9 protein-coding genes are annotated in these 25,071 nt (G+C 68.2%); 5 read left to right on the top strand and 4 right to left on the bottom strand.

Annotation, left to right across the window (positions count from 1 at the left end; translation table 11 throughout):
• The first annotated feature begins 321 nt into the window (after nt 1-321).
• The 5 genes from ACQRUO_RS12485 (at nt 322) to ACQRUO_RS12505 (ending at nt 20,016) form a co-directional block, all read left to right on the top strand.
• Nucleotides 322-1,668, top strand: a complete 1,347-nt coding sequence (locus ACQRUO_RS12485) for a serine/threonine protein kinase (protein ID WP_428315899.1) — start codon at nt 322-324, stop codon at nt 1,666-1,668.
• A 163-nt stretch (nt 1,669-1,831) separates the two neighbouring features.
• Entirely contained in the window at nt 1,832-4,897 is a 3,066-nt protein-coding gene (locus ACQRUO_RS12490) for an SNF2-related protein (RefSeq protein WP_428315900.1), read from the top strand.
• A 49-nt stretch (nt 4,898-4,946) separates the two neighbouring features.
• Nucleotides 4,947-10,649: an Eco57I restriction-modification methylase domain-containing protein gene (locus tag ACQRUO_RS12495; RefSeq protein ID WP_428315901.1), complete on the top strand. Its 5,703-nt coding sequence runs from the start codon at nt 4,947-4,949 to the stop codon at nt 10,647-10,649.
• Entirely contained in the window at nt 10,646-17,680 is a 7,035-nt protein-coding gene (locus ACQRUO_RS12500; RefSeq protein WP_428315902.1) for a DEAD/DEAH box helicase, read from the top strand. The genes ACQRUO_RS12495 and ACQRUO_RS12500 overlap by 4 nt, the downstream gene beginning before the upstream one ends.
• Nucleotides 17,677-20,016: a UvrD-helicase domain-containing protein gene (locus tag ACQRUO_RS12505; RefSeq protein WP_428315903.1), complete on the top strand. Its 2,340-nt coding sequence runs from the start codon at nt 17,677-17,679 to the stop codon at nt 20,014-20,016. Before ACQRUO_RS12500 ends, ACQRUO_RS12505 begins: the two co-directional genes overlap by 4 nt.
• A gap of 234 nt (nt 20,017-20,250) precedes the next feature.
• Here ACQRUO_RS12505 and ACQRUO_RS12510 read toward each other — a convergent pair whose 3' ends face one another.
• The 4 genes from ACQRUO_RS12510 to ACQRUO_RS12525 all read right to left on the bottom strand — a co-directional run bounded on the left by ACQRUO_RS12510 (nt 20,251) and on the right by ACQRUO_RS12525 (nt 25,065).
• On the bottom strand, nt 20,251-21,120 hold the full coding sequence (locus tag ACQRUO_RS12510) for a class I SAM-dependent methyltransferase (RefSeq protein ID WP_428315904.1): 870 nt from the start codon (nt 21,118-21,120) through the stop codon (nt 20,251-20,253).
• A 248-nt stretch (nt 21,121-21,368) separates the two neighbouring features.
• The gene (locus tag ACQRUO_RS12515) at nt 21,369-22,529 is read right to left on the bottom strand and encodes a damage-control phosphatase ARMT1 family protein (protein ID WP_428315905.1); all 1,161 of its coding nucleotides are present in this window, start codon (nt 22,527-22,529) and stop codon (nt 21,369-21,371) included.
• Nucleotides 22,530-22,555: 26 nt separating this feature from the next.
• Nucleotides 22,556-24,889, bottom strand: coding sequence for a PQQ-binding-like beta-propeller repeat protein (locus tag ACQRUO_RS12520; RefSeq protein WP_428315906.1), 2,334 nt, complete (start codon nt 24,887-24,889; stop codon nt 22,556-22,558).
• A 29-nt stretch (nt 24,890-24,918) separates the two neighbouring features.
• Entirely contained in the window at nt 24,919-25,065 is a 147-nt protein-coding gene (locus ACQRUO_RS12525) for an NB-ARC domain-containing protein (RefSeq protein ID WP_428315907.1), read from the bottom strand.
• Between the last annotated feature and the right edge of the window lie 6 nt (nt 25,066-25,071).

The raw sequence follows: 25,071 nt of genomic DNA on the forward strand, positions 1-25,071 counted from the left end.
CCCTCGAAAGTCCCTCGGACAGAGCTGAAAGTCCCTGAAAAGTCCCAGAGACAGAGGCCTCCGAGAGGAGCCCGAAGCAGCCGAGCTGAGCCGTCTGATCAGGCAACTCGGAGGTGTTGGAGAGACTGCCCCTGCGTGGTGAGCTCCGCTGTGGATGCTGAAGCGTGACGGGTTCCGACGGATCGGGCCGGGTTAATGTGCACGCGCTCTAAACTGATCAGTGAGCTGTGCTGCGGGCCCGTAGCGGGTGCACCGTGCCCTTTGCACGTGGCCACGGGTTCAGGATCGAGTTCCGAGTCGGGCGGGGGTACGAGGGCGCTGATGAAGCCGTTGGACAGCGATGTGGACCCCCTGGTGCTCGGCCCGTTCGAATTGCTGGCCGTTCTCGGCGAGGGGGGCATGGGCCGGGCCTACCTTGCACGGCGGTTGCCGTTGGACAACCTGGGTCCCGAGTTGGAAGCCGGGTACTACCTGGCTGAGGGCGATGACGACCGAGAGAACACCCTCTCGGTCGTGAAGGTCATCAGCCCGAAGTACCTGCAGAACACCCAGCAGGACGAGGATGAGAAGCGCGCCCGGTTCGCGCAGGAGATCGGCGCGGTGCGGGCGGTCGTCAGTGACAGGGTGCCTTCGCTGCTTGCTGCTGACCCGGAGGCAGCGCAGCCGTGGCTGGCGATCGACTACGTGCACGGTCCTGACCTCAGCACCATGATCAAGAAGACGGATGTCTTCTCGGTCGGCCCCTACGCTGCTCTGGGGCTTGCCCTGGTGGACGCGCTGCGTGCCATCCACGGGGCAAAACTGCTGCATCGGGACTTGAAGCCGGCCAACGTCGTCCTCGGCCCCACCGGCCCCGTCGTCCTTGACTTCGGCCTGGCGGTACTGGTCGACCGCCGTACCAGCCAGGCTGTGACCAAGACCGGGTTGGGGTTCGGCTCTGCCGGCTACATGCCGTTGGAGCAGGCGACTGACCTGAAGCGAGTCAAGGAACCGGCCGACGTGTACGCGCTTGGAGCCACGCTGTTCTTTGCGGCGACGGGCCGTCCCCCCTATCCGTATGGCCCGGTCCTGGTGTCGCCGGTCTGGGACGACGTCGACAACACATTCGTCCCGCTGCTCGCCAAGATCCTTGTGCCCATTCCGGAGCAGCGTCCGTCGCTCGACGGGGTGGAGCAGGGTTTGCATGAGCTCCTCATTCAGCACGGGCTGACACCCGAGGACGCTGACGCGCAGTTGCGAGAGGTGGTCGAGGGGGCGGGGCTCGCGCCGGAACTGCCCCCTTCGGCGCTTGCGGGTGCCGCGAATGCCGAGGTGCGGGCGGCGGCGCAGCAGGCGGTGGACGCCGGAGCAGCGCCCGACGCGCCGTGGGTTGGCGGTGATGATCTCTTCGCGCAGCTCTTCGCCTCGGATGAGCTCGAAGTGGTAATGCCCGAACCGGGGCAGGAGCCCGAAGAGGGCTACTCGCCCACGTTGATCGATCCGGCGAACGTGGTCACGGTGCCGCTTACGCCTGCGGATGCACCGTCAGGCAGGACGACCATGATCCTTCCGACCGAATCGCCGCAAGCTGGCGCCGCCGCTGAGGCGCCGCCGCGGGTCGCACCTGCGGCCGCGCTACGCGTCGCCAAGTACCTCCGCGAGGCGTACGCCCGTAGCCGCAAACTGTAGGCGCACGCTCCAGCCGCCGACGGATACCTGGTGGCCGATGGGACTGAAGTCACCACTCGCCCTCCTCCCCGGGCAGTCGGGGCCTAGGGTGCTAACAGAAGACCATTCCGCCAGCTCAGCGCCCATACAGCGGCGCGATCGTCTTTCGAGAGGTCACCACGCGATGTCCGACGCAGCAGCCGCTTCACCCGACCACGTCGGCGCAGCCGCACCGCTCGGGATCGCCGTCGGCACCGTTATCGAGGTGCGTGACGAGGACTGGCTGGTCCGTAGCATCAGCGAGCCCAGGGAAGGCGAGTACCTGATCAAGGCGACCGGTGCCTCCGACCTGGTCCGAGGGCACGAGGCCCGCTTCCTTACCTCCCTGGACCAGCCCCGGGTACTGCGTCCTGAGGACACCCGGCTGGTGCCCGATACCTCGAAGGAGTTTCGGCGCAGCCGCCTCTTCCTGGAGGCGGTCATGCGCAGGACGCCCCTGCCACAGTCCGAGAAGGGCTTGGCGCTGACCGAAGGATTCCTGCTTGACCGCATGGACTACCAGCTGCGCCCCGCTGAGAAGGCCCTGGCCAACCCCCTTCGGCCACGTTTGCTGATCGGCGACGTGGTGGGCCTCGGCAAGACCCTGGAGATCGGGGTGCTGCTCGGTGAGTTGGTCCGACGCGGGCGCGGTGAGCGGATCCTCGTGGTAACGCCGGCCCCGGTGCTGGAGCAGTTCCAGCACGAGATGTGGACACGGTTCGCGCTTCCGCTGGTGCGGCTGGACAGCGTCGGCATCGCGCGCATCGAGCGGCGTGTCCCGGCGGGGCGCAACCCCTTCACCTACTACAAGCGCGTGATCGTCTCCATGGACACGATCAAGAATCCGAGGCGCTACAAGCCATGGCTGGAGAACGTCCGCTGGGACGCAGTCGTCATTGACGAGTCGCACAACCTCATCGGGGAGAGCAGCGACCGCCGGGCGCTGGCAAACCTCCTGGCGGAGCGCACCGACGCGCTGATCCTGGCCAGCGCCACGCCCCACAACGGCAAGATGCGATCCTTCGCCGGCCTCGTCCGGCTGCTCGATCCGATGGCCATCAAGGACGTGAACGACCCCCAGCCGGACGAACTGAGGCACCTCTACATCCGCCGCACCAAGACCAGCCGCGAGGTCTCGCAGGTACTTGCGACGAAGACCGAAGTGCGGGACGGGAAGACCGTCGAGGTGGTGAAGTGGGCACCCCGGGGAGGCTCGTACCCGGTGGAGCGGAATGCGACGGATCTGGAGGATCAGGTCTTCGCCGAGCTCGCTTCGTTCTGGCTGCGACGCCCCGGGGAGGTTGGAGGCGAAGGAGCGGGGTCGCGCAGCGACGAGAACAGACTGTTCCCGTATGTGCTGTTGAAATCGTTCCTGTCTTCGCACCGCGCGCTGTTCGCGACCGTACGGGAACGACTGGGGAAGCTGGGCCACCCGCTGCCGCATGACCACAAGCACGTCACCGACCCGCCGCTCGTGGACCCGCCGGCGTCCACGCCGGAGGTGGCCTCCCTGCTGCGCCTGGCCGATCTGGCCCGTGACATCGAGCAGGCCGTCAGCACCAAGGGACAGCACGGGGCAGCGAAACTCGCCGGGCTGGTGGAGGAGTTGCGCGAGATCGGCGTCAGGTCCGGCAGCGGGACGAGGGCGGTGGTGTTCTCCGAGCGCCGCGAGACTCTCGATTGGCTCGGGGTAATCCTTCCGCCGTTGCTCGGCTGGAAGACGGACGAGAGCGGCAGGAACGCGGTCAAGGTTCTGCACAGCCTTGTGTCGGACACCGAGCAGCAGGAGTACGTGGACGAGTTCGCTCGGGCCGGCAGTGATGTGCGGCTGCTGTTGACCGGTGACGGGGCGTCCGAGGGCGTGAACCTGCACCGCCAGTGCCACCACCTGATCCATTGGGACCTGCCGTGGAGCCTGATCCGGGTCGAACAGCGCAACGGCCGCATCGACCGCTACGGACAGCAGCACCCGCCGGAGTTCCGCGCGATGATCCTCGCTTCCGGCGTTGAGGGTGCACTGGACGACCGGGATGTCGCGCAGCGGGTTCTGGACCGTGAGGCGGTGGTTCACCAGGTGCTCGGCACAGTGGAGGCCGTCAGCCAGGAACACGATGTCGACAAGGAAGAGAAGCGGCTGATGGAGTCGCTCCTTGCCGGCCGCCGCCCTGAGGACGCGGTTCGAGACCTGGAGGCCCACACGGCCTCCCAGGAAGGCGAACCGCCAGTCGAGCAGGCGCTGATGGCCGAATACGACGATGGCCCGGTCGGGATGGACTTCCTCGACATGCTTGATGCCGGGGGCGAAGCTGAACCTGAGGAAGCGCCAGTGGACGACCTCCCCGCTCCGCCGGTCCTGGTCGAGGAACTGCGTCTCTTTTCCACCCGGCGCGACTACGTCCTGGCCGGCCTCGACGAGCTCGAGGACCTGGAATCGTTCCGGCTGAAGACCCTCGTCGAGGGTAACGACCTGAGCTTCGACACCCCCGAGGACCTGGCCGACCGCCTCTCTATTCTGCCCGACTCCTACCGCCGCGATCAGGGCATCGACCGGCGCCTGAATCTCACCTTCGATGCTGCGGACGCCGCCGACTCGCTGCGCCGTGCCCGCGAGGACCCCCACTCCAACTCCCTGTGGCCGGACTCCCACTACGTCGGCGAGCTGCACCCGGTCCTGGAGTGGATCACCGACAAGGTGCTGGTCCAGATCGGCCGCCAGAGTGCCCCCGTACTGCAGGTGGACGCCAAGAAGGTGCCGGAGCCGGTCTTCCTGACCCAGGGACTGTGGTCCAACTCGGAAGGGCGCCCAACTGTGGTCGCCTGGCTCGCCGTCGACCTGCTGACGCAGGACCATCCACGAATCCGCCCGCTGACGCGCGAACTTCTCGCCGAGCTCGGCGTTGGGCCCGGCATGGACGACCACTTCGCTCCGGGCGATCGCGACGCGCTTACCGAGCTGCTCCCGGCGGCCGTCGCCGCAACCCGCCGTGAGCTGCACGAGCTGCGCAAACTCAGCGACGAGCTGGTGGACGCCCCGCTGCACGAGTACGAGAAGAAGATCGGGCGCTGGCAGCAGACCCTGCCCGGGCTCGGCGCCCTCGCGCGCAGCGCACGCGACGAGACCGCCGAGCTGCTGCGCAAGCGCGCCGAGCGGCTCAGGACTGCGGGCAAGCCGATGGTGCGCGTCCTGGCCGTCCTGGAACCCAGCGCATGAGCGCCAACGACGTTATGAGCAACTGCAGTAGTGGGCAGGAGGAACAGGCGTGACGTACGACTCCCTGGTCAACGAGGGCGAGTACTTCCCCGCCTTCTACCTCGACGAGATCCTGCCCACGCAGCTCAAGAACGGTCCCCTCAAGCAGTGGACCGCCAAGGAACGCGCGGGAGAGGACACCCCACGGCAGGGCCTGCGCAACCTGTCAGTGCCCTATCTCGCCGCCCGCGCCGCACTGCGCGACGCTGCCGACAAATTCAACGCCACCGAGGACGTGTATGCGGTCGCCGTCCAGCAGGCCGGCGCAGAGGCGCTGAAGTCGCAGCGATTCCTGGAACACGACGAACTGGCCGCCGCCGTCGCACACGCGAACCCCGAGCCCGGCGCCGCCTGGGCGAGCGACAGCAGCCACGAGGCTGAATGGCGTACGGCCCTGGCCAGTTGGCACGACCGGCTGCTGCGCGCCCTGGGCTACAACCCCGCTCCCAGCCTGCGCATCGCCCACAGTCCAGCCGGGACAGTGCCAGTGCCCGTCGCCCTCAGCGAGGACCAACTCGTTGTCCTCACTGGCGGCTTCGCCACTTCCGTGGATCAGGTACGCGGTGGCGGAGAGGATGGAAGCGGAGGGGCGGCGGGCCGACTGCCCGCCCCGGTCCGCGTCGGCTCCGGCAAGACCCTGACGACCGTCACCGACCTCGCCGCCTGGCTGCTCAGCGCGGACAATCCGCCGCGCTATGCCCTGCTGCTCTTCGGCGGTGTGATGATCCTCGCCGACCGGGAACACTTCGCCCGGGGCCGGTACCTCGCTGTCAGCCTCGACGTCGCGCTGCCCCGCAAGGGCGCCAAGGGCGCCAACGCCGGGGAGCTCGACGTCATCGCCGCGCTCTTCGGAGCAGACTCCTTGCGTCTCAAGGAGGACGGCAAAGAGGACGACATCGCCCGCTTCGTCGCGGAATCCCGTGACCACTCGGTCGGTGTCACCGGCGACCTGCGCAAGGGCCTGCAGGCTTCGGTCCAGCTCATCGCCAACGAGGTGCTGAACCTCGTCCGGGAGCAGAAGGTGCGGGTCGAGGACCTTGCCGCGTGGCTGCCCGACGTCCTCAAGGAGCCTGGCGACCTGCCCAAGCTGCTGACGACGGAGTCGCTCCGGTACCTGTACCGGATCCTCTTCCTGCTGTACGCAGAGGCCCGGCCGGAGCTCGACATCCTGCCGATGAAGAGCGAGGAGTACGTCACCGGATACAGCGTCAGCCGCCTGCGGGAACTGGTGATCCCGGAGAAGTTGACGGACACCCGAGCCCGGCGCGGACACCACTTCCACGACTCGCTGGCGCTGCTCTTCGACAAGGTCTTCACGGGCCATCCCGTGGCCGAGACCGTCTCCACGCGTGACGCGATGGATATGGGGGAAGCCGCGGAAATCAGCGGTGACGACGGCCAGGAGGGCGTGCGGATCGAGGCCCTGCGCTCACGGTTGTTCGACCCCACGTCGATAAGGCTCGTCGGGCAGAAGCTCTCCGCGCCCAGCCACGGCGCCGGCGACAGCCCTGAGATGTTGGACCTGCGGTTGCGCAACGATGTCCTGCACAAGGTGTTGCGCCACCTCACCCTGATCGAGGGCAAGGGCCGATACGGCAGGGGCGGCTTCATTTCCTACGCCAATCTGAGCATCAACCACCTCGGTGCCGTGTACGAGGGCCTGATGTCCTACACCGGGTTCATCATGGACGAGGTGAAGTACGAGGTCGCCAAGGGCGGCGACCCGGAGGCTGGGTCCTGGCTGATCACGGGCAGTCAGGTTGCCTCCGGGCGCTACCCGGACACACCAGGCGACAGCGTCTTCGTGAAGCGGACGGTCAACAAGGAGACCCGCGAGGAGGAGTCCGCGACGTACCCGGTGGGCACGTATGTCTATCGGCTCGCGGGCCGCGACCGGCAGACCAGCGCCTCGTACTACACACCCGAGTCCCTGACCCAGGCCACCGTCGAGCAGGCCCTGCGGTTCCGACTGGACCCGGAGGGGAAGGTCGACCCGAAGGAGCCGGAGAAGGCATGGGTGAACGCGGCGGACGTGCTGCGTTGGCGGGTGTGCGAGCCGGCGCTGGGGTCGGGCGCGTTCCTCAACGAGGCGGTGAACCAGCTCGCCGAGCTGTATCTGCGCCTGGCCGAGCGCGAGCGGGGCGTGCAGATCGACCCCGAGGAGTACCAGCGGGAGTTCCAGAAGGCCAAGGCGTACATCGCCCTGCACAACGCCTACGGGGTTGACCTCAACGACACGGCGGTGGAGCTGGCGGAGATCTCGCTGTGGCTCAACACCATGTACCCGGGGATGAAGGCCCCCTGGTACGGGCTGCACCTGCACCGGGGCAATTCGCTCATCGGCGCGTCACGGAAGGTGTATCCGGGAAACGCCCTGCATGAGGGCGGATGGCTCAGGAGTAAGGGACAGGCCGCGCCGAAGGAGGTACCGCTTGGGCAGCCGCTGCCCGGGCAGGCGGTGCACCAGTTCCTGCTGCCTGCGCTGGGGTGGGGGTCGGTGGTCGACGACGTGTCGGTGCGCAAGCCGAAGAAGGGCGCGGCCGACCAGACCGAGACGAGTGTGGTGGCCGGGGTCGAGGCCGAGTGGCTCGAACCCGAGATCATCGAGGCGATGACGAAATGGCGGGCGGGGCTTCGCCGTGCGCCGAAGGGTGGGGGCGCGGCGAAGAAGGCTGCGGCAGCGCGGAAGGCGGCGCCTGAGACCGTCACGGCTGACGTGGCGCTGCCGTTCGAGGACGAGCACGGGCAGGGGGCGCTGGACCTTGGGTTCGATACGTGGCAGCAGGGCGCCCTGAACCTCAGCGGGTCGGCAAGCGGCGGGCGGGGGATGGCCGCGGCCAAGCGCGTCCAGCGGACAGAGGTACGGCAGGAGGAGAGCGAGCAGAGCGCGCAGGTCGGCCGGCTGATGGCGCTTGCCCAGCGGGTCGAGTACCTCTGGCAGTTGGTCGTCAAGCGGCTGCAGCTGTCGGAACAGGAGATCGCTCGCACGGTGGGTGTGTGGGGCGCGAGTGCCGACGTGCTTGCGAAGACGCGTGTCGCCGCCGGTGGACTGGCTATGGACCGCGACGCGGTGCTGGCGGCACTGCACGCCGAGGGCAGCCCGTACTGGCGATTGCGACAGGTGATGGACGCCTGGTGCTCGCTGTGGTTCTGGCCATTGGAGGAAGTCGGGCTGCTGAACGGCACCGACCGTGCACGGTACTTCCAGGGTGACATCGATCTGACGAAGATCAAGAAGGGTTACCCGGGACGCAAGACCGCACTGAAGTCCCTCGACGATTGGATCGAGTTCGCCGAGGCCGTAGTGGGGCGTGTGGACGTCGACTCGGGGAAGCAGAAGGTGTCGTTCTTCGAGGTCGCCGAGGTTACCGACCTGGAACAGCTGGACGAGGCGGAACGGAACCTCGACGCGCAGATGATCGACGCCACGGCGTGGGAGGAACCGTACGACCTGGGTGACCTGTTCCCTTGGTATGGGACGGCGTACCGGATCGCGCGGGAGCGAGGGTTCTTCCACTGGGAGCTGGACTTCGCTCATGTGTTTGCGGAGGGTGGGTTCGACCTGATGGTGGGGAACCCGCCGTGGGTCAAGCAGGAGTGGAAGGAGAGCAGCGTCCTTGCGGAGTTCGAACCGTGGTTCGAGCTCGCAGACCAGCCGAGCAATGAGGAGTGGGCCGAGCGTAAGGCCGCCGTACTCGCCCAAGCTGGCGCACGGTCAACTTTTCTGGGAGAGCTGGCTGACTCGGCAGCGATGTCAAGCTTCATGGCATCGGTGGACGCCTACCCGGAACTGTCGGGAACGCAGCCTGACTTGTATCGGGCATTCATGCTCCAGTCCTGGCGGGCGATCGGAGAGCATGGTATTGCTGGACTGCTGCACCCATCTACGCACCTGACGGGATCGAAGGACGGTACCTTGCGTCGCGCGGCATACCGGCGGTTGAGGCTGCACGCGGACTTCGCAAATGAGCTCTACCTGTTCGCAAAGCCCGTCATGAACGACACCCGATTCAGCGTGAACGTCTATGGCTCAGTCAAGGAGATTAAGTTTCAGCATATCTCCTGGCTATTCCACCCTCAGGTGTTGCTGCGGTCGCTAGGCCACGATGGGGTGGGCCCCTTGCCTGCTATCAAGCGATGGGATTCCGAGAAGGATAAATATACCTGGGATCTCAGGGCGCACGGTAAACGTATTTTGGTTGTGGATCGGAATGTCCTTGAAGGTTGGCGCGCCCTGATTGGCGAGGAAGGAGCCCCGCCAGTCGAGGAGACTAGGATACTATTCCCGGTTACGACCTCTGAAGAGTCGGCTATTCATTCCCTTGCATCCTGGCCATATCGGATCGGAGGCGCCAATCGGCGAATTAGTCGCGGATATGACGAAAAGAATGACCGGACTGCCGGCTACTTTGTTGAACATCCCGGCCCGGTAGATGGCTGGAAGGATGTTATCCTCCAGGGCTCATTCATTGGCGTGGCCACGCCGTACAGCAAGCAGCCGCCACCAGGGGGCTCAAAGACAATGCGAGACTATGAGCGCTGGGATCACTTTAACCTGATCGAAAATGCTGTCCCTCGGACTAATTATCGCCGGGCTGGGAGTCTTGATCGGTTCATCGCCGCACAGGATCGTTGGATTGATACCGTTAGATTCTCGCAGCTCTTGAATAGCCCCGCAGCAGTGGCGGCGGCGAACAATGATATCGAGGAATTGCTGCCTGAAGCCTCTCCATCGGAGAGGCGGGCTGCAGTGCAGCAGCTGCTTGCCGATGCCAGCAAGCGCCCCTATTCGGAGTTCTATCGGGTGGCCTGGAGGGAGATGAACCGACCAAAGAATGAACGAGTTCTCCAGGCGGCCATCATCCCTCCAGGGCCCACTCATATCCATGCCGTGCGGAGCATGGCGCTTGAGTATAATAAAAATACTGTACTTGTGGCTGGCTTCTTTTCGGCGATTCCATTGGAGTATCTGCTCAGAATTACAAATCGCGTCCACATGGACGTATCGGATGCTGATGTTTTCCCGGCGCCAATTTCAGGGCATCCGTTGGCTTCTGCGCTGGAGCTGCGAACGCTTCGCCTGAACTGCCAGACGAGTGCCTATGCCGCACTCTGGTCAGACCTTTATGATTCGAGGTGGGTTGGAGACGAATGGGCTGCGCAATGGCAGAATTTGTCGCCGCTTTCTGGGTCGATTGGTTCCGTTTGGACTCGTGATACTCCGCTGCGTACGGAGCGATCTCGCCGGGCAGCCATCGTTGAGTTGGATGCTCTAGTCGCAGTATGGCTGGGTATCGAGGCGGATGCGTTGATTGCTATGTATCACTCGCGATTCCCGGTGCTTCGACAATACGAAGATAAGATGTGGTTCGATGCTTCTGGGCGGCGGATTTCGTATGCGCCGCACGCGCGCGGATATGGGCAGCCCGAAGGTGCATGGAAGCAGCTGATTTCCCATGGTGACTTCCCCGTCACGGCGAATGTCCCTACTGGCTATACCGGGCCTCTCTACCGCGCAAACCGCGAGGCGGAGATGAGGGCGGCACACGCCGAGTTCACCCGCCGCATGCTCGACGTAGGCTGGGTGCCCGGAGCGACGAAGCCCGGCCTGTCAGCGACGGCCGATACGTTCGACCCGAGCCATGAACACCGGGCACCTGAGACATCGTCATCCGAACACTCGCATACCACGGGGGGCGGTTCCGCGTCATGAGGCCCACACTCGCCGCGCAGGGGCTGCGCGATACGACCGTCGAGTATCTGACCACGACGTTCGCGTTGGCCGAGCCGGACACGCAGGATGCACTGACAGAGCTCCTCACCGACCCCGCCGACGGGCTGTTCCGTGGCCCGTACCTGCGTATCCGCCGTCCGTTCCGCTCGGCCGACGCCGGCTGGCAGGAGCACCTCGACTGGTGGCAGGACGGCTTCTGGCCGTACGCGCACCAGGCGGAAGCCTTCGCGCGGCTGACGACGAAGGGTGGCCACACTCCCCTGCCGACCCTGGTGACCACTGGCACCGGCTCGGGCAAGACGGAGTCGTTCCTCGTGCCCGTTCTGGATCACTGCCGCCGTGCCCGGTTGCAGGGCCGCGGCGGGATCAAGGCGATCCTGCTCTACCCGATGAACGCCCTGGCCGGTGACCAGGCGGACCGGCTCGGCGATCTGCTGGAGGATCCGCGTCTGGCGGAGGTCACCGCAGGGCTCTACATCGGTGAGGCGGGCGCCTCGCGTGCCGCCTCGCCCTACAAGCGAGTCATGGTGGACCGGCAGGAAATCCGGCGCAATCCGCCGGACGTCCTGATCACCAACTACAAGATGCTGGACCTGCTGTTGCAGCGTCAGCATGACGCCCCGCTGTGGCTCGATACGGACCTCGCCTACATCGTGATCGACGAGTTCCACACCTACGACGGCGCCCAGGGCACGGACGTGGCGATGCTGCTGCGGCGACTGGCCGCCGCCGTGGGAGCCTCCGAGCCGGGGCGCCCGCTGGGCGGGATCTGCCCGGTCGCGACGTCGGCAACCCTGGGCGAGACCTCAGCCGCCTCGAAGCCGGCTTCACCCGAGGCAGGAACCATCCTGCCCGGCGGCGTCACGTCGGCCCGTCCGATGCTGGACGTCGCCTCGCAGGTCTTCGGCGTGCGGTTCCCCGACGACGCCGTGGTCGGGGAGGATCGGCGCGACCTCAATTCCTTCCTTTCTCAGCTCGACCTGACGCTCCCTCAGCCGACCCCTGCCGTCCTGGCCGCGCTCCCCGACCCTGCCCGCGCGCCGCACGCGCTGGACAGGATCGCCGAGGCCGTCGCCGGCTGCGATACCACCGACCCGCGTGAGCTGGGCAGCCGCCTACTGAAGCATCCACTGGTCCATGCCTTGCTGCGCGCCGACGTTGACGCGCCATTGACGTCCGCCGAAGCTCTCGCCGCGTTCGACCCCACCTCCGCCTGGCGTACCACCGCTGCCCAGGACCCGACCACGGCCGCCGCCGCGCTGGCCCGCCTGATCGCGCTCATCTCGGTCGCCCGCGACCCGTCCGCGCCCGCCGACCGCGAGCGCCCACTGCTGCTGGTGGAGACGCATCTGTGGGTGCGTGCCCTTTCCCGCGTGCTGCGGTTCGTTGCACCCGAGCCGGTGTTCTCCTGGTCGGACGCCGACCAGGCCGCGATCACCAGCCAAAGCGCCCGACCGCAGCGAAGCCAGAGCCAAGCCACCCGCGCAGGTCGTCTGCCGTCCGTGTACTGCCGCGACTGCGGCCGATCAGGGTGGGCGGCGATCTCCCCGGAGCGCAACCCCGCTGCGCTGATCAGTGATCCCGACGAGATCTACCGGCGCAGCGCCGCGGACGGTCCGATCAAGGCACGGGTGCGGGCGTTGGTGTCCGCGACGCCGGCCGAGGCGGCCGAGCAGGCGCGGGCCATCCTGCAACAGCGTGAGCGCCGGGGACGCAGAGCAGCCAGTCATGACGCGACTGTCCTGGTACTGGAGAACAACGGCGAGGCGCTGCGCCGCATCGACCCGGACGAGGTCTTGCTCGGTGGCGGGCGGATCGCGACCGCGCCGGAGAACGGCGTCTACGTCCTCGCCTGGTACGACAATCCTGAGGCCGACGACTACTCGAAGAACGAACGCTGCCCGGCTTGCGGCCAGGCGCAGGGCATCCGCTTCCTGGGCGCCGGTGTCGCTCCGCTGGCTTCCGTGGTCGTGACCCAGCTGTTCACCGGTGGTGAGCTGCCCAGTAAGGATCCGAAGGGGCAGGATCGTCGTCGAACTCTGATCTTCAACGACTCCGTGCAGGACGCCGCGCACCGGGCCGGGTTCGTGGCGAGCCGGGCCTGGAAGTTCTCACTGCGCTCCCTGATCCACGAGCAGTTGCGGTGGCGCGCGCTGGACACGGACGACTACCGCGAGAACGGCCTACCGCTCAACGAGTTGATCGCCTCGCTCGTGAGTCGCGCCGCCGTGCCTGAGGAGAATCTGCTGGCATCCGTTGTCCCGCCGGATCTGCATGACGTGGACCGAGTGGCACGGCTGCTGGACAAGAAGAAGCGCATCCCCGCCAGCACCTGGACGTTGGTCGGTGAGCGCTTGGCGTTCAACACCCTTCTGGAGTTCGGACTGTACTCCCGGATGGGCCGCACTCTTGAGCTCACTCGGACCGTCGCTGCCGAGGTCTACGTCAAGGACCCGGCTCGGGCAGCGAAGACCGCTGAGTCGCTGCTTCAGGTGCATCTGGACCGCCGCCAGGTCCTGGAGGGGGTCGACGACCCGGCCGCTGTGGCGATGAAGCATCCGCTGCCGCCGGCCGGGATCGACCGCGACCGCCGCTTCGAAGGCTACGTCCGTGGCCTGCTGGAGCATCTGCGGCAGAGCGGTGGCATCCAGCACGCCTGGCTGCACACCTACGTCGACGAGGAGGGCCGCACCCGCTACCCCGTCTGGACCGGCCGCCCCGAGGGCATGCCTGCTTTCGGACTAGGCTCTGACGCGCCGTCGTTCCTGCTGGTGGGTTCCCGCTTGGGGCGTACCGACTTCGAGCGGGCCGACTCCAAGGACAGCTGGTACGCCGACTTCACCCACCGCTGTCTCGGGCTGGACCACACTGAGGCTGCCGCCTACCTGGCCGATCTGGTACCGCTGCTGGCCGAACCGGACATCGAAGCGCTCGCGCACCGGCGTACTGGCGATGCGCGGTCGGGTGGCCAGAACCAAGTGCACGGAGTGTATGGGTTGACGGCTGGTCATGTCCGGGTGCGTCCGCTGGACGACAGCCAGACCGCCAAGGCAGCTGTGACCTGCCCCGAGTGCGGGTGGACGCAGACCGTCCACCCGGGCCGGGTTCCGGTGTGGCAGGGACTGCCTTGCCCCCTTAAGCGCTGCGAGGGCGCACTGGTGATGCCCTCGTCCAGCGCAGAGGGGCGCGCGGCGCGGGACTTCCGCTCCGACTACTACCGTCGGCTGTATCGGGAGTCCGAGCCCTACAGCGTGGTCGCCGCCGAGCACACCGGTGCGTTGACCCGCAAGGAGCGCGAAGCCGTCGAGAAGGGCTTCCGGCAGGGCAACGGCCGCCACACCGACCCCAACGTGCTGTCCTGCACGCCGACCTTGGAACTCGGGATCGACATCGGCCAGTTGGAGGCGGTTATTCTTGCCTCCCTGCCGTCATCCACTGCGGGATACGTCCAGCGGGTGGGCCGTGCCGGGCGTTCGACCGGCAACGCGCTGATGGTGAGCATCGCAGACACCAGTCCGCGTGCCCTCTACCACCTCGCCGATCCGCGCCAGCTCATTGCCGGGCGCATCCTGCCCCCTGGGTGTTTCCTCTCCGCGGTGGAGCTGCTGCGTCGCCAGTACACCGCCCACCTGGTCGACCTCACGGCCCGGGGCCGAATCGAGGGCGTCCTGCCGTTGCCTGACCGGGTCACCGCGCTGTTCGGCCGCACGGGCTGGCTCAAGACCTTCGGCAAGGCGGTAGCCGGGCGGATGGACTTGGTCGAGGAGTTCCTCTGTCTCTTTCCCGACATCGACGGCGTCCTCGACGCCGGCGTGTCCCGCGACGCCCGCAAGGCCCTGCGCCGATACGCCGAGGCCGGCCTGCAGGTCGCGCTCACGAAGGCCGAGGACGCTTGGGAGGCGGAGCGCGCCGAACTGCTGGACCGCCGCGCGATGATCAACGAGGCAGCCGACAAGCTCCAGGAGAACGTCGAGGACGAGGCCCGCGAGAAGCGCAACCTTGAGCGCGAAGCTGCTGGTGTCAGCCGCCGTCTGGACGAGCTCGGCCAGGCCAGCGCGCAGAGCTTTCTGGTCGAGCAGGGCCTGCTGCCCAACTACAGCCTCGTCGAAGACGGCGTGCACTTGGAGGCCACCCTCAGCCACAAGGAGCCCGCCCGTAAGCAACGGAACTCCGACGCCGAAAACGACCAGGCGACCTCGAAAGCCCGGTGGCGCACCGATCTACGTACCTATAAGCGCCCCGCCGAGGCCGCGCTCACCGAACTCGCGCCCGGCAACGCCTACTACGTACGCGGCTACCGGCACGAGATCGACGGCTTCGACCTCGGCCCGCGCTCCCGCCGCTCCGAGAGCGGCACCTCGGAAGGCGTACAGATCTGGCGGGTATGCCAGGACTGTGGATATGTGCGAACCCGCGACGCCGAGAGCAACACCTCCGCGTGCCCGCGTTGCACCGGTACCGGCATCGGCGGGCGGGCAGCCCTGCAGGCCGTGATCGTGCCCCGCAAGGTCACCTCCCGTGACAAGCGCGACGACGCCCGGATCATCGACGACCACGACAGCCGCCGCAGCGGCGTCTACACCATCGCGACCGCCGTCGACGTCGACCCCGCCGCGATCAAGGAGACCTGGCGGCACACCAAGGCCACCTTCGGTGTGGACCACGTCCGCGAGGCCGTCATCCGGCGCTTCAACCTCGGGCCGGCCAAGTATGGGCGCCGACCTGACACCGCGTTTGCCGGGCAACCTGTCACGGTCACGGGCTTCACCGTGTGCCCGATGTGCGGAGGAGCGACCGAGCGCGAGCCAGGCAATGCGCCTGTTCAGGAAGTTCTCAGCGAATCCTTGGCCGGACGCCCTGACCTGGCCCACCATCGCCCCTGGTGCCCCACCCGCAGCCGCAGCCACCCCCAGCAGCCCGATGACCGGCGCGTCATCACTGCCACCGAGCACCGCACCGAGGCCCTGCGTATCTTGCTGCCTGCGGCCACCCTCCAAGTCCATGAACGCCTGGCCTCCTTCTCCGCTGCCCTGCATCTGGGCATCGGCCTGCGCTACGGCGGCGACCCCGCCCACATCCGCTCCACGACCAGCACCGAACCCGACCGCGACACCGACCTGACCCGCCACTACCTCGTCCTGTACGACGCCCTCGCCGGAGGCACCGGCTACCTGCAGCGCTTGGCCGACGCTGACGGCGAGGAATTCCGAGCTGTCCTCGCCGCCGCCCAGCAGGCCCTGCGCACGTGCCCCTGTGCGGAGGGGCAACGCCGCGCCTGCCATCTGTGCCTGCTCGGCCATGCCCCCCAGCGCGACTACCGACTGCTGGACCGCCAGGAAGCTCTGTGGATGCTCGACGAGCTCCTCGGCCCTGACGGCCACAGCCGCTGGAGCGTCCGGAAGGAAGGGACCGGCGAAGCACGGCAGCGGTTCGCCAACCAGGCTGAGAGTGACCTGGAACGCCGCTTCATCGAAGCCCTCGACCGCTGGCTCGCCGATCCCGACAACCACGCCGTCCCGAGGCACGACGAGACACCAACCGGACGCGCCGGCAAGCAGTTCACGCTGCACCGAGGCGACCCGGCGGGCCCGTCCGTCCACTGGGAGCTCGTAGCCCAGAAGTACTTGCCCGAGCACGCCACACGCCCCGACCTGTTGCTGCGCCCGGTGGCCGGCGACACGACGGGCGACGGAGCCCCGCCGCTAGCGGTCGCGATCTACCTCGACGGCTACCGCTGGCACGCCTCCTCGAAGACAAACCGCATCGCGGACGACGCCGCGAAGCGCGCCCGACTGCGCGCGGACGGCACCCTGGTGTGGCAGATCACCTGGGATGACGTCATGGCCTGGGAACAGAGCCTCCGCGGCGCGACGAAGCCCCGCCCCGACGACGTCGACGCCCCCGTCAACCCCCTTGCCGCAGTGATCGCCGGGCCTGCCGCCGACGCCGCCTGGCCCCCGTACGACACCGCGAGCGACGCCAGCCCTGGTGGCAAGGTCCGCGCGCAGTGGCGCAAGGCGAGGCGCGACCCACTCGAGCTCGACGAACTGGTCTACGCCGGAGCCATCCCCTCACTCCTGGGATTCCTGCGGAACCCTGACCTGGCACGTTGGCAGGACCTCGCCGTCCACGCCGTGGGCGGGCTCCTGTACGGGGTCCGCCCCGGCGACGCCGTGGACTCCCAGCCCGCCGCGGCCACGCCCTGGATAGAGGCCGCGCTGCGAGACGAGACCCGGCCACCCGTCACCGGCAACGGCCTCAAACTGATCGCGGTCCGCGACGCCTCCGGTCTCCCGCTCACCTTGATCGCGGACCGGTCGAAGGGACTGCGCTGGAGCGGCCTGGCCGTCCTGGATGACCGCACCCAGGCGGTGGACGGCGATCGCGCCGAACACCGCCGCCGCTGGAAGGCATGGCTCTGCTGGGGCAACCTGCTGCAGTTCCTCGACCCGATCGGCACGGGACGCGCTGACGGCTTGCAACTCGCCCGCTCCGGCCTCGACGCCTTCGACGCCGGACTGCTGGCTGCGGTATCCAGCGCTGCAGCTGCGGACCAGGCCACCGGGCTACTGGCCGCGTTGCGCGACAACAACCCCGGCACCGGTCTGACCTTCGCACCCCCGGCCGAGCCCGAACCTGGACCGGCGGCCGCCGACCAGACGCAAACCGAGCTGGAACGTGGCTTGTGGCAGATCGTCCTCAAGGAACTGTCCTACACGGGCGACCCCGACGTCGGCGCCCTTGCGCGCCTGCTCGCCGATCGCAAGGGTGCCCCGGTAGCCCGGGCAGGCCTGGACATCGTCGGCGTCGAGCGGCCCATCGAGCTCGCCTGGCCCGATCACAGGATCGGCGTAGTCCTGGCCGAGGACGCCGACGACCACGCCTACATGGACCAGTGCCGCAGCGCGGGCTGGAACGTGCGCGCACCGGGCGACTGGACGATCGACGAACTCCTCACCCTGCTCAGCGAGCCGACCGAGCCCACCCCCACGTCCGGAGGTGGACGGTGAACAAGATCAGCACCCAGGTCACCGTCTCACCCCAGGCCCACCAGGACATCCGCCGACTGGGACGCGACGCCAAGGACGCCCTCGGCGACTTCGTTCGCCGACTACGCGCCGACCGCACCAACCGTGCGCTGCGCCTGCTCCCGTTGCGCGCGGCCGGCGACAACGGCCAGCTGTGCACGGCTGTGCTCGACAGCACCCGCATGGCGCTGCTCCTGGAGACTGAGGAGAACCGCCTCACCGTTCTCGCCCTGCGCGAAGGCTCCCTTGCGCACGACGAGCTCACGCGCCTGACCGTCGACATCAACCCGGTCTCCGGCGGCATCGAGCTCGTTGACCAGGCCGAGGTTAGTGCCAACGTCGTCGCCCTGCCCGAACGCCCCGAACCAGCGGCGGCTCAGGAGCCGGACTCGCCGTCGCAGCCGACCCTAAATCTGCCGGTACGACTCTTCGCGCGCTTCGACGACGCCACGCTCACCAGCCTCGGCGTCATCGCCTCCCTGCTTCCCGCACTTCGCAAGCTCACGGACGCACATCAGCTCGACGCCCTACTCGCTCACAATCTTCCTGAGCTCACCAAGGACGTCCTACTCGCCCTTCACGGCGGCATGGACCCCGACAACGTGCGCCAGCACATCACCAGCCAGTGGAAGGCCGACGAGCAGGTCGACCCCCACGACTGGGCCCAGGCAGCCCGTCGCCCTGTCTCTCAGGTCAGCACCGAGGACGCCGCCGTCCTCGACGCGCTCGGATCCAGCTTCGACGCCTGGCGGCTGTTCCTGCACCCCGAACAGCAGCGCTTGGCCACCGCTACCTTCAAGGGGTCGGCAAAGGTCACCGGAGGCCCCGGCACCGGCAAGACCGTCGTCGCCCTGCACCGTGTGCGCCACCTCGTCGACCAACTACAACCGGGCCACACCCGCCCTGTTCTGCTGACCACTTACAACACCAACCTCGCCGCCGACCTACGGCACCGCCTCCAGCTCCTCGGCGGCCCCGAACTGCTGCGGCGCGTCGACGTCAAGTCCGTCGACCAGCTCGCCCGCGAGGTCGTCGAGGAGCAGCCGAGCGTGCGCCTGGGGCGGCCGATCGACGACGAGACGGCACTGAACCTGTGGCACACCGTGTGCACCGAGGCAGGCGAGTATGAGTTCGACGTGGAGTTCCTCGACTCGGAGTGGAGGCACGTCATCCTCGCCCAGGGCTGCGGCACCTGCGCGCAGTACATGCGTGCCCCACGCAAGGGGCGCGGCCAATTCCAGCGCTCCCAGCGCGCACGCGTCTGGGCCCTGGTCGAGGCGTACCAGACCAAGCTCGCAGAACCGCCGCTCCAGACCACCTACGCGCAGATCGCCGACCAGGCCGCCCGCACAGAGGAACACCGGATGTCCCGCGTCGAGGCCCAGGCGCAGTACAAGGAGGAACACGGCGGCCTGGACCTCGTCCACCGCGAGGCCGGCAGCGGAATGTGGCTCAAGCCCCGTTACAAGCACATTGTCATCGACGAGGCCCAGGACCTCTCCTCCTCCCACTGGCGGATGCTGCGCGCCATGGTCCGGCCCGGATCGAACGACATCTTCCTCGTCGGCGACGCCCACCAGCGCATCTACTCCCACCAGGTAGTCCTGGGCCAGCTCGGCATCAAGACCCCAGGCCGCGCCTCACGCCGCCTGACGCTGAACTACCGCACCACGCGCCAGATCCTCGGCAGCGCCCACGGCCTGATCACCGGCGAGACCTTCGACGACCTCGACGATGGCATCGACACCCTCGATGGCTACCGCTCGGTGCTCTCCGGCCTAGCCCCGCAGCTCTACCGGGCACCCGACTGGCAGACCGAGATGCGGACCGTGGCCACCCTCATCAAGGAACGCCACGACCAGTACGGCACTCCATACGAGGCGATGGCCATCAGCGTTCCCGACGGCGCTTCGGCAACTCAGATGGCGCTGACCCTGGCCCATCCACCGTTCTCCATCCCGGCCACGCAACTGGGCAAGGACGGCCCACGAAGCCCTGAGGGCGTACGGATCGGAACCATGCACCGCTTCAAGGGCCTCGAATTCCAGCGGGTGTTCCTCACCAGCGTCAGCGACGGACAGGTGCCGCACCAGCGGATCGAGACCCATCGCCTGAGCAACCCCCAGCGTTACCGCCAAGAAGAGCAGCGTGCCCGATCCCTCCTCTTCGTTGCCGCCACCCGCGCTCGCGACGAACTTGTCATTACCTGGAACGGCAAGGCCAGTCGGTTCCTCCCCAGAGACGCCGCCCAGCAGGCCCTCAGCGCCACCGACCTACTGGCAGGCGAAGGGCCGCCGTCCAGCTCCGCCGCAGCCTGAGCAGGCGTCGCGGGACTTGGGCGTTGTGGCGGAGGGCGGTGGCGATGTTGGTGACGCCGGTTCATTTCAGGGCGCCGCTGACCAGGTTGCGGAAGGTCGCAATCGTTCGTGGCACGTTGCCGATCAGTAGTTGGGAGGCGTGCTCGGCGAAGGCGGTGTCGCGCGCACACCGCGTCGGCGGCACCGTCTCCCTTGTGTCCACAAGCCGGGGCACCTCACATTTCCGCAGAGCGCTCACCTGCGGCAGTGCGGGGGCTCGGCGGCGAAGATGATGTGTGTGCCGCCGTCGCGGGAGCCCGGAGCGGCGCATGCCGTGGCTTCGTGGTCCAGGAAGCGCTGCCATCGCAGTTGATCCTGTTCCAGGGCTGTCAGGCTGCCGGCGTGCTGGAGGCTGGCCCAGTTGCTGGCCGAGCTGTCGACGAGGCGGGCGTCGGCGGCGTCGACCAGGTCCGCGACCTCCTGCCAGGTGAACATCCGGCAGACGTGTTCCAGCTCGGGGACGTGGCGAAGGTCGCCGGTGGCGAGCACCAGGCCACCCATTGCCGTTCCGTGCTGCTCCTCAAGCGCTAGAACGCCGGGGAGGTGGGCGCGCCAGGTGCCCCACCGTGACATGACGGATGCCAGGACCAGCCCGCCGGGGCGCGTCACCCGGACGAGCCCGTTCATCGCCGTCTGCTCGGCTTCGAAGACGTAGGAGAGCGGTCCGCCGAAGGCGAGGACAGCGTCGAAGGAGTCGTCGGTGTACCGGGAGAGGTCGCGGACGTCGAGTTCCTCGCGCCGTTCCACGGCGTGCTCGGCTCCGGCGGCAGTAACGAACTCGGTGTTCAGGGCGAGCTGCACGGGGGAGAGGTCGCTGACGACGACACTGGCGCCGAGCGCAGCGAGTTCGACGGTGAACCGCCCCGGGCCGGCGCCGACCTCCAGCGCCCGCCAGCCGGGACGGATGTGCCGACGGAGGAAGCGCCGATGCACCTCTAATGAGACGCGCCCCGGGATGTCCTTGACCAGGCGCTCGGCCTCCCCATGGGCGAGGCGGTCGTAGAACCGGCGGATCCCCTCGGACGATCCGTGACGGCCGTCCTGGTCCTGCGAACTGGTCGGCACGTCGTGGTTCCCGGCTCTCGTGCTGAGGGGCCGCCCGGAGCTGTGTGGCGGTGTGGGCCGGCTGCACGGCCGGGCGTCACACCCCGGCGGTTGCCGGGCCCACTCGGGCAGCGTGACCAGCATGCGACTCTCGCTGCCTGCGTCGGGATCACCGTCGGCGCGACACCCTGGGGGGTTCACCGGGAAGAACGAGTCCCGCGACGGTCAGGGGCTGACCGTGGCAGGGCATCGATGTTCCTCGGCGGCGCTCAGTGCTGTGTCGCGGCGTGCACCTGGATGAGGCCGTAGGTGCCGCTGGTGCGCCAGGGTTCTCCGGTGGCGCCCAGGCGTGCGACCACCGGCTGGTCGAGGCCGACGATGACGTCCGACTTCAGGGTGCGCAGGGCCGCCGCCGGGGACGGGAAGTGGCCTGCCCGCTCGGCGAACGGATCGCTGGCGTCCCAGAGCTGGTCCCCAACGAGCCGCCGGTAGTTGAGGTCACCCTTGACGATGGTCAGGGCGGCCCCGGAGAGTTCGGCGCGCAGGTCGGCGGGCATCTCGTGGAACGGGAGCGGCGCGCAGAAGAACTGGTGCGTGCGGGCCTTCAGGGCGCCGGTGCTGATGGCCTGCCAGAGCCGGCGGCCGATCAGCTGGGCTTCGCTCCGCGGCCCGGCGACTAGACGGTTGATCGTGGCCAGGACGTCGGCGGTAGTCGCGTCCGACACGTAGTAGGGGAACGGCTTCACGTAGAGGACGGCCTCGGCGGCGAGGCCGGTCGCCAGGAGGTGGTCGAGCAGGACGAGGTCGGGCAGCAGCTCCCGTCCGGCGTTGTCCGCGAGGAGGCAGACCCGGGAGCCGCTCGCGCCGTCGAGCGCGGACCAGAGTAGCGGGCTGTCGTCCGCGAGGAGGGCAGTGTGCTGGGCCTCTCCTTCGGCCGAAGCGGTGATCTGGAAGCTGAGGTCGGCGCGGTTGCCCCAGAGCGCGGAGGCGAGCAGTGCCTCGCCGCGTTGGCCGGCGGGAAGGAGCGGCAGGTCGTCGAGGGCCGCGAGTTCGTCCTCGACGGCTGCCCCGGTCAGTTCGGCGTTCTTGAACGGGGTGAACGGGTCGATGCCCTGCCAGGGCCCGGGGCGGAAGTAGCCGGTGGCTTCGAGCAGTCGGCGGTAGAAGTAGCTCTCGGCCCACAGGAAGGGAGCCTCGGCCCACGGGCGGCCGAAGAGGCCCTCGCCCCACCGCGCCCACTGCTGGTGGTCGTGTGCGCTCTCGTTCAGCGGTTCCAGTACCCCGTCGGTGCTCTCGGCCAGCAGCTGCTCGACGGCGTCCTGTGTCTTCGGCTCGTACGGCAGGGCATCGAGCACCTGCCGGATGAGCTTGGGGTGCCGCTCGTGGAAGACGCCCCAGGCGAAGGAGCCGGGGGTGCCGCTCAGAATCATGGGTGCGGTGTTGGCGGGGGCCACGGTCAGGCTCGTCCTTCTCCTCGTCGGCTGTCGCCGGAGCCCGGGAGCGGGTCGGCGTCGAACTGGTCGTCGGCGGGTGTGGTGTGGTTCAGCCGCAGCGAGGCTGGGCCGGATGCGCTGCCGACGAGTACGCGGCCCGTGCCGGGGTCGGCCGCAGCGCAGTTGAGCGTCGCGTCGACACGGACCTCGGCGAGCTGGCGCTGCCGGCCGAGTGACCAGGCCCGGACCGTCCCGTCGGCCGCTGCCGACACTAGTCGATCATGGTCGTCGGTGAACGCGACCATGAGGATCCGGCCCGCATGGCCGGCCAGATGTCCGATGAACTGCTCGGTGCGGACATCGCAGATGTGGATCTCGCCCGTGCCGGAGCCCACCGCGAGACGGGTACCGGCCGCGTCGACCGCGATCGGCCGCGCCCAGCCGCCGGAGTTCACGAACCTGCTCAGGTGCCGGCCGGTGTCAGCGTCCCAGAGGTACACGGTGCCGTCGCCGCCACTCACCGCGAGCAGGCTGCCACCCGCGTCGAAGGCCAGCGACCGGACGCGACCGGCATGCGCCTGCAGCTCCCACCGCAACGTCCCGCTGGGCAGGTCCCAGCACCGGACGCGGCCGTCCCCGGTGCTGGCCGCGAGCCGCGTGCCAGCCCGGGGAAGCGCGACTCCCCAGCTCCGCTCGACGTCCTCGTTCAGCCGCAGCGACCAGTCCTCGTCGTCGAGGGACCAGACGTGGACCGAACCGTCTCCACAGGCGGCTGCGACGTACTTGCCACCGGTGGCTGCGGACCAGACTCGGCCCGCTCCACCACGGAGTTCGCGGCGCGGCGTGGCAGTGGGAAGGTCCAGCAGCTCGATCCGGCCGTCGCCGTGCCCGACTACTCCGAGCGTGCCGTCGGCCGTGATGGAGGTCGACCAGACCGTGTTCGAGCCGTTGGCGAGAACCCGGAGCCCGCCGGGCTTCGACTTCGACCACACTCGGATGGCGCCGTCCTCGCAGCCGGCGATGACCGTGGAGTCCGTAGTGCCGGCCAGACCCCGCACCCAGTCGACGCCGGGAGGAAGCCGGATCTCGCCCACCGGTCCGCTGGAGTCGAAAGCACGGATGACGGCGTCCTCGGTCGCCGCGACCAGGGTGTCCGACGTGCCGTCGACGAGCACCGACCGCACCCGGGCAGGGAGGCCGTCCACTCGCCGGACTTGGTTGAGCCTTCCGGCACTGGTGTCCCAGAGCACGACGGAGCGGTCGCCGGAGCCCGAAGCGAGGAGCGACCCGGCGGGGGAGACGGCCACGGTCCGGACCCAGTCCCGGTGGCCTGCCTTCTCGTCGTGGAGCGCACCGGTCGGCAGGTCGTAGAGGCGGACGAACTCGTCCTCGCCCGCGGTGGCCACGATCCTTGCCGCAGCGTCGACGGAGACCGTCCACAACGGTGTCCCGCAGGCCGACATGCTGTGACTGAGCGTCAGTCGGTCGATGTCCCAGACGTGCACCTGCCCGTCCTCGGCAGCCGAGAGCAGGCGCCGGCCGTCCAGGGTGAAGCTGAGGCCCCGGATCCGGCGCTCGTGGCCGGTGAGGGTGCCGAGGGCCTTGCCTGTGCGCGGGTGCCAGAGGCGGATCAGGCCGTCCTCGCCCGCTGAGGCCAGCGTCTCGCCGTCGTTCGTCAGCGCCGTGGTGAACACCCAGCCCGTGTGCGCGTGGAAGGCGTGGAGCAGTTCGTTCGACGCGAAGTCCCAGACGCGGACGGTGCCGTCCTCGCCGCCGGAGGCGACCAGTCCCGCTGCGGTCGTGACCGAGACGACCGCACCCACGTGGCCCGTGACCGCTTCCTCCGGACGGGCGGGTCGTGCCCAGCAATTCAGGAGACCTGACTGGTTGTCACCGTCTGTGGCGTTAGCGGGTGGAGGATCGCCGGCGCGGACGAGGGCGAGAGTGAGCGTCGCTTCCATATCCTGTGGTGTCCGCAGTCCGTGCAGCAGGTAGCCGGCGCTGGTCAGGACGCCGGCCCGGAGCCAGTCCTGGAGCTTGGGGCGGGGCTCGGCCTGCCGGGCGTCAGCGGACCGGAGGATCTCGGCATCGGCGGCCAGCGACTGGCTGCCGACGATCGAGGCTTTGCTCGCCACGTACGAGGTGGAGGAGAGCAGGTCGACGAGCTCGTCGTCGAGCCCCGCCTCATGGAGGTGGTAGGGCAGTTGCTGCCACATGTAGGCGTGCTGCGCGGGGAGTTGTGACCAGTCGCTGTCGGCGGAGTGTCGGTAGGAGCCGATCAGTGAGCGGTGCAGGGCCGTCCACCGGTCTCCGACGAGGTGCTTCAGGTAGGAGCGGAAGACGTCGTGGAGGACCACCGCCTGCCGGTCGGCCAGGTACGCGCTGATCAGTGAGCGGTCGGCCAGGACTCGGCAGAACTGGCGGACCGCCCTGTCTCGACCCAGAGGATCTCGGGGAAGAGCTCCTGCACCCGCAGGTCGCCGCAGAGCTGGGTGACGAGGGTTGTCTTGCCGAATCCGCCGGGGCCGCACACGCCGAG

It is taken from the genome of Kitasatospora sp. LaBMicrA B282 (assembly GCF_050325825.1).
Lineage (GTDB): Bacteria > Actinomycetota > Actinomycetes > Streptomycetales > Streptomycetaceae > Kitasatospora.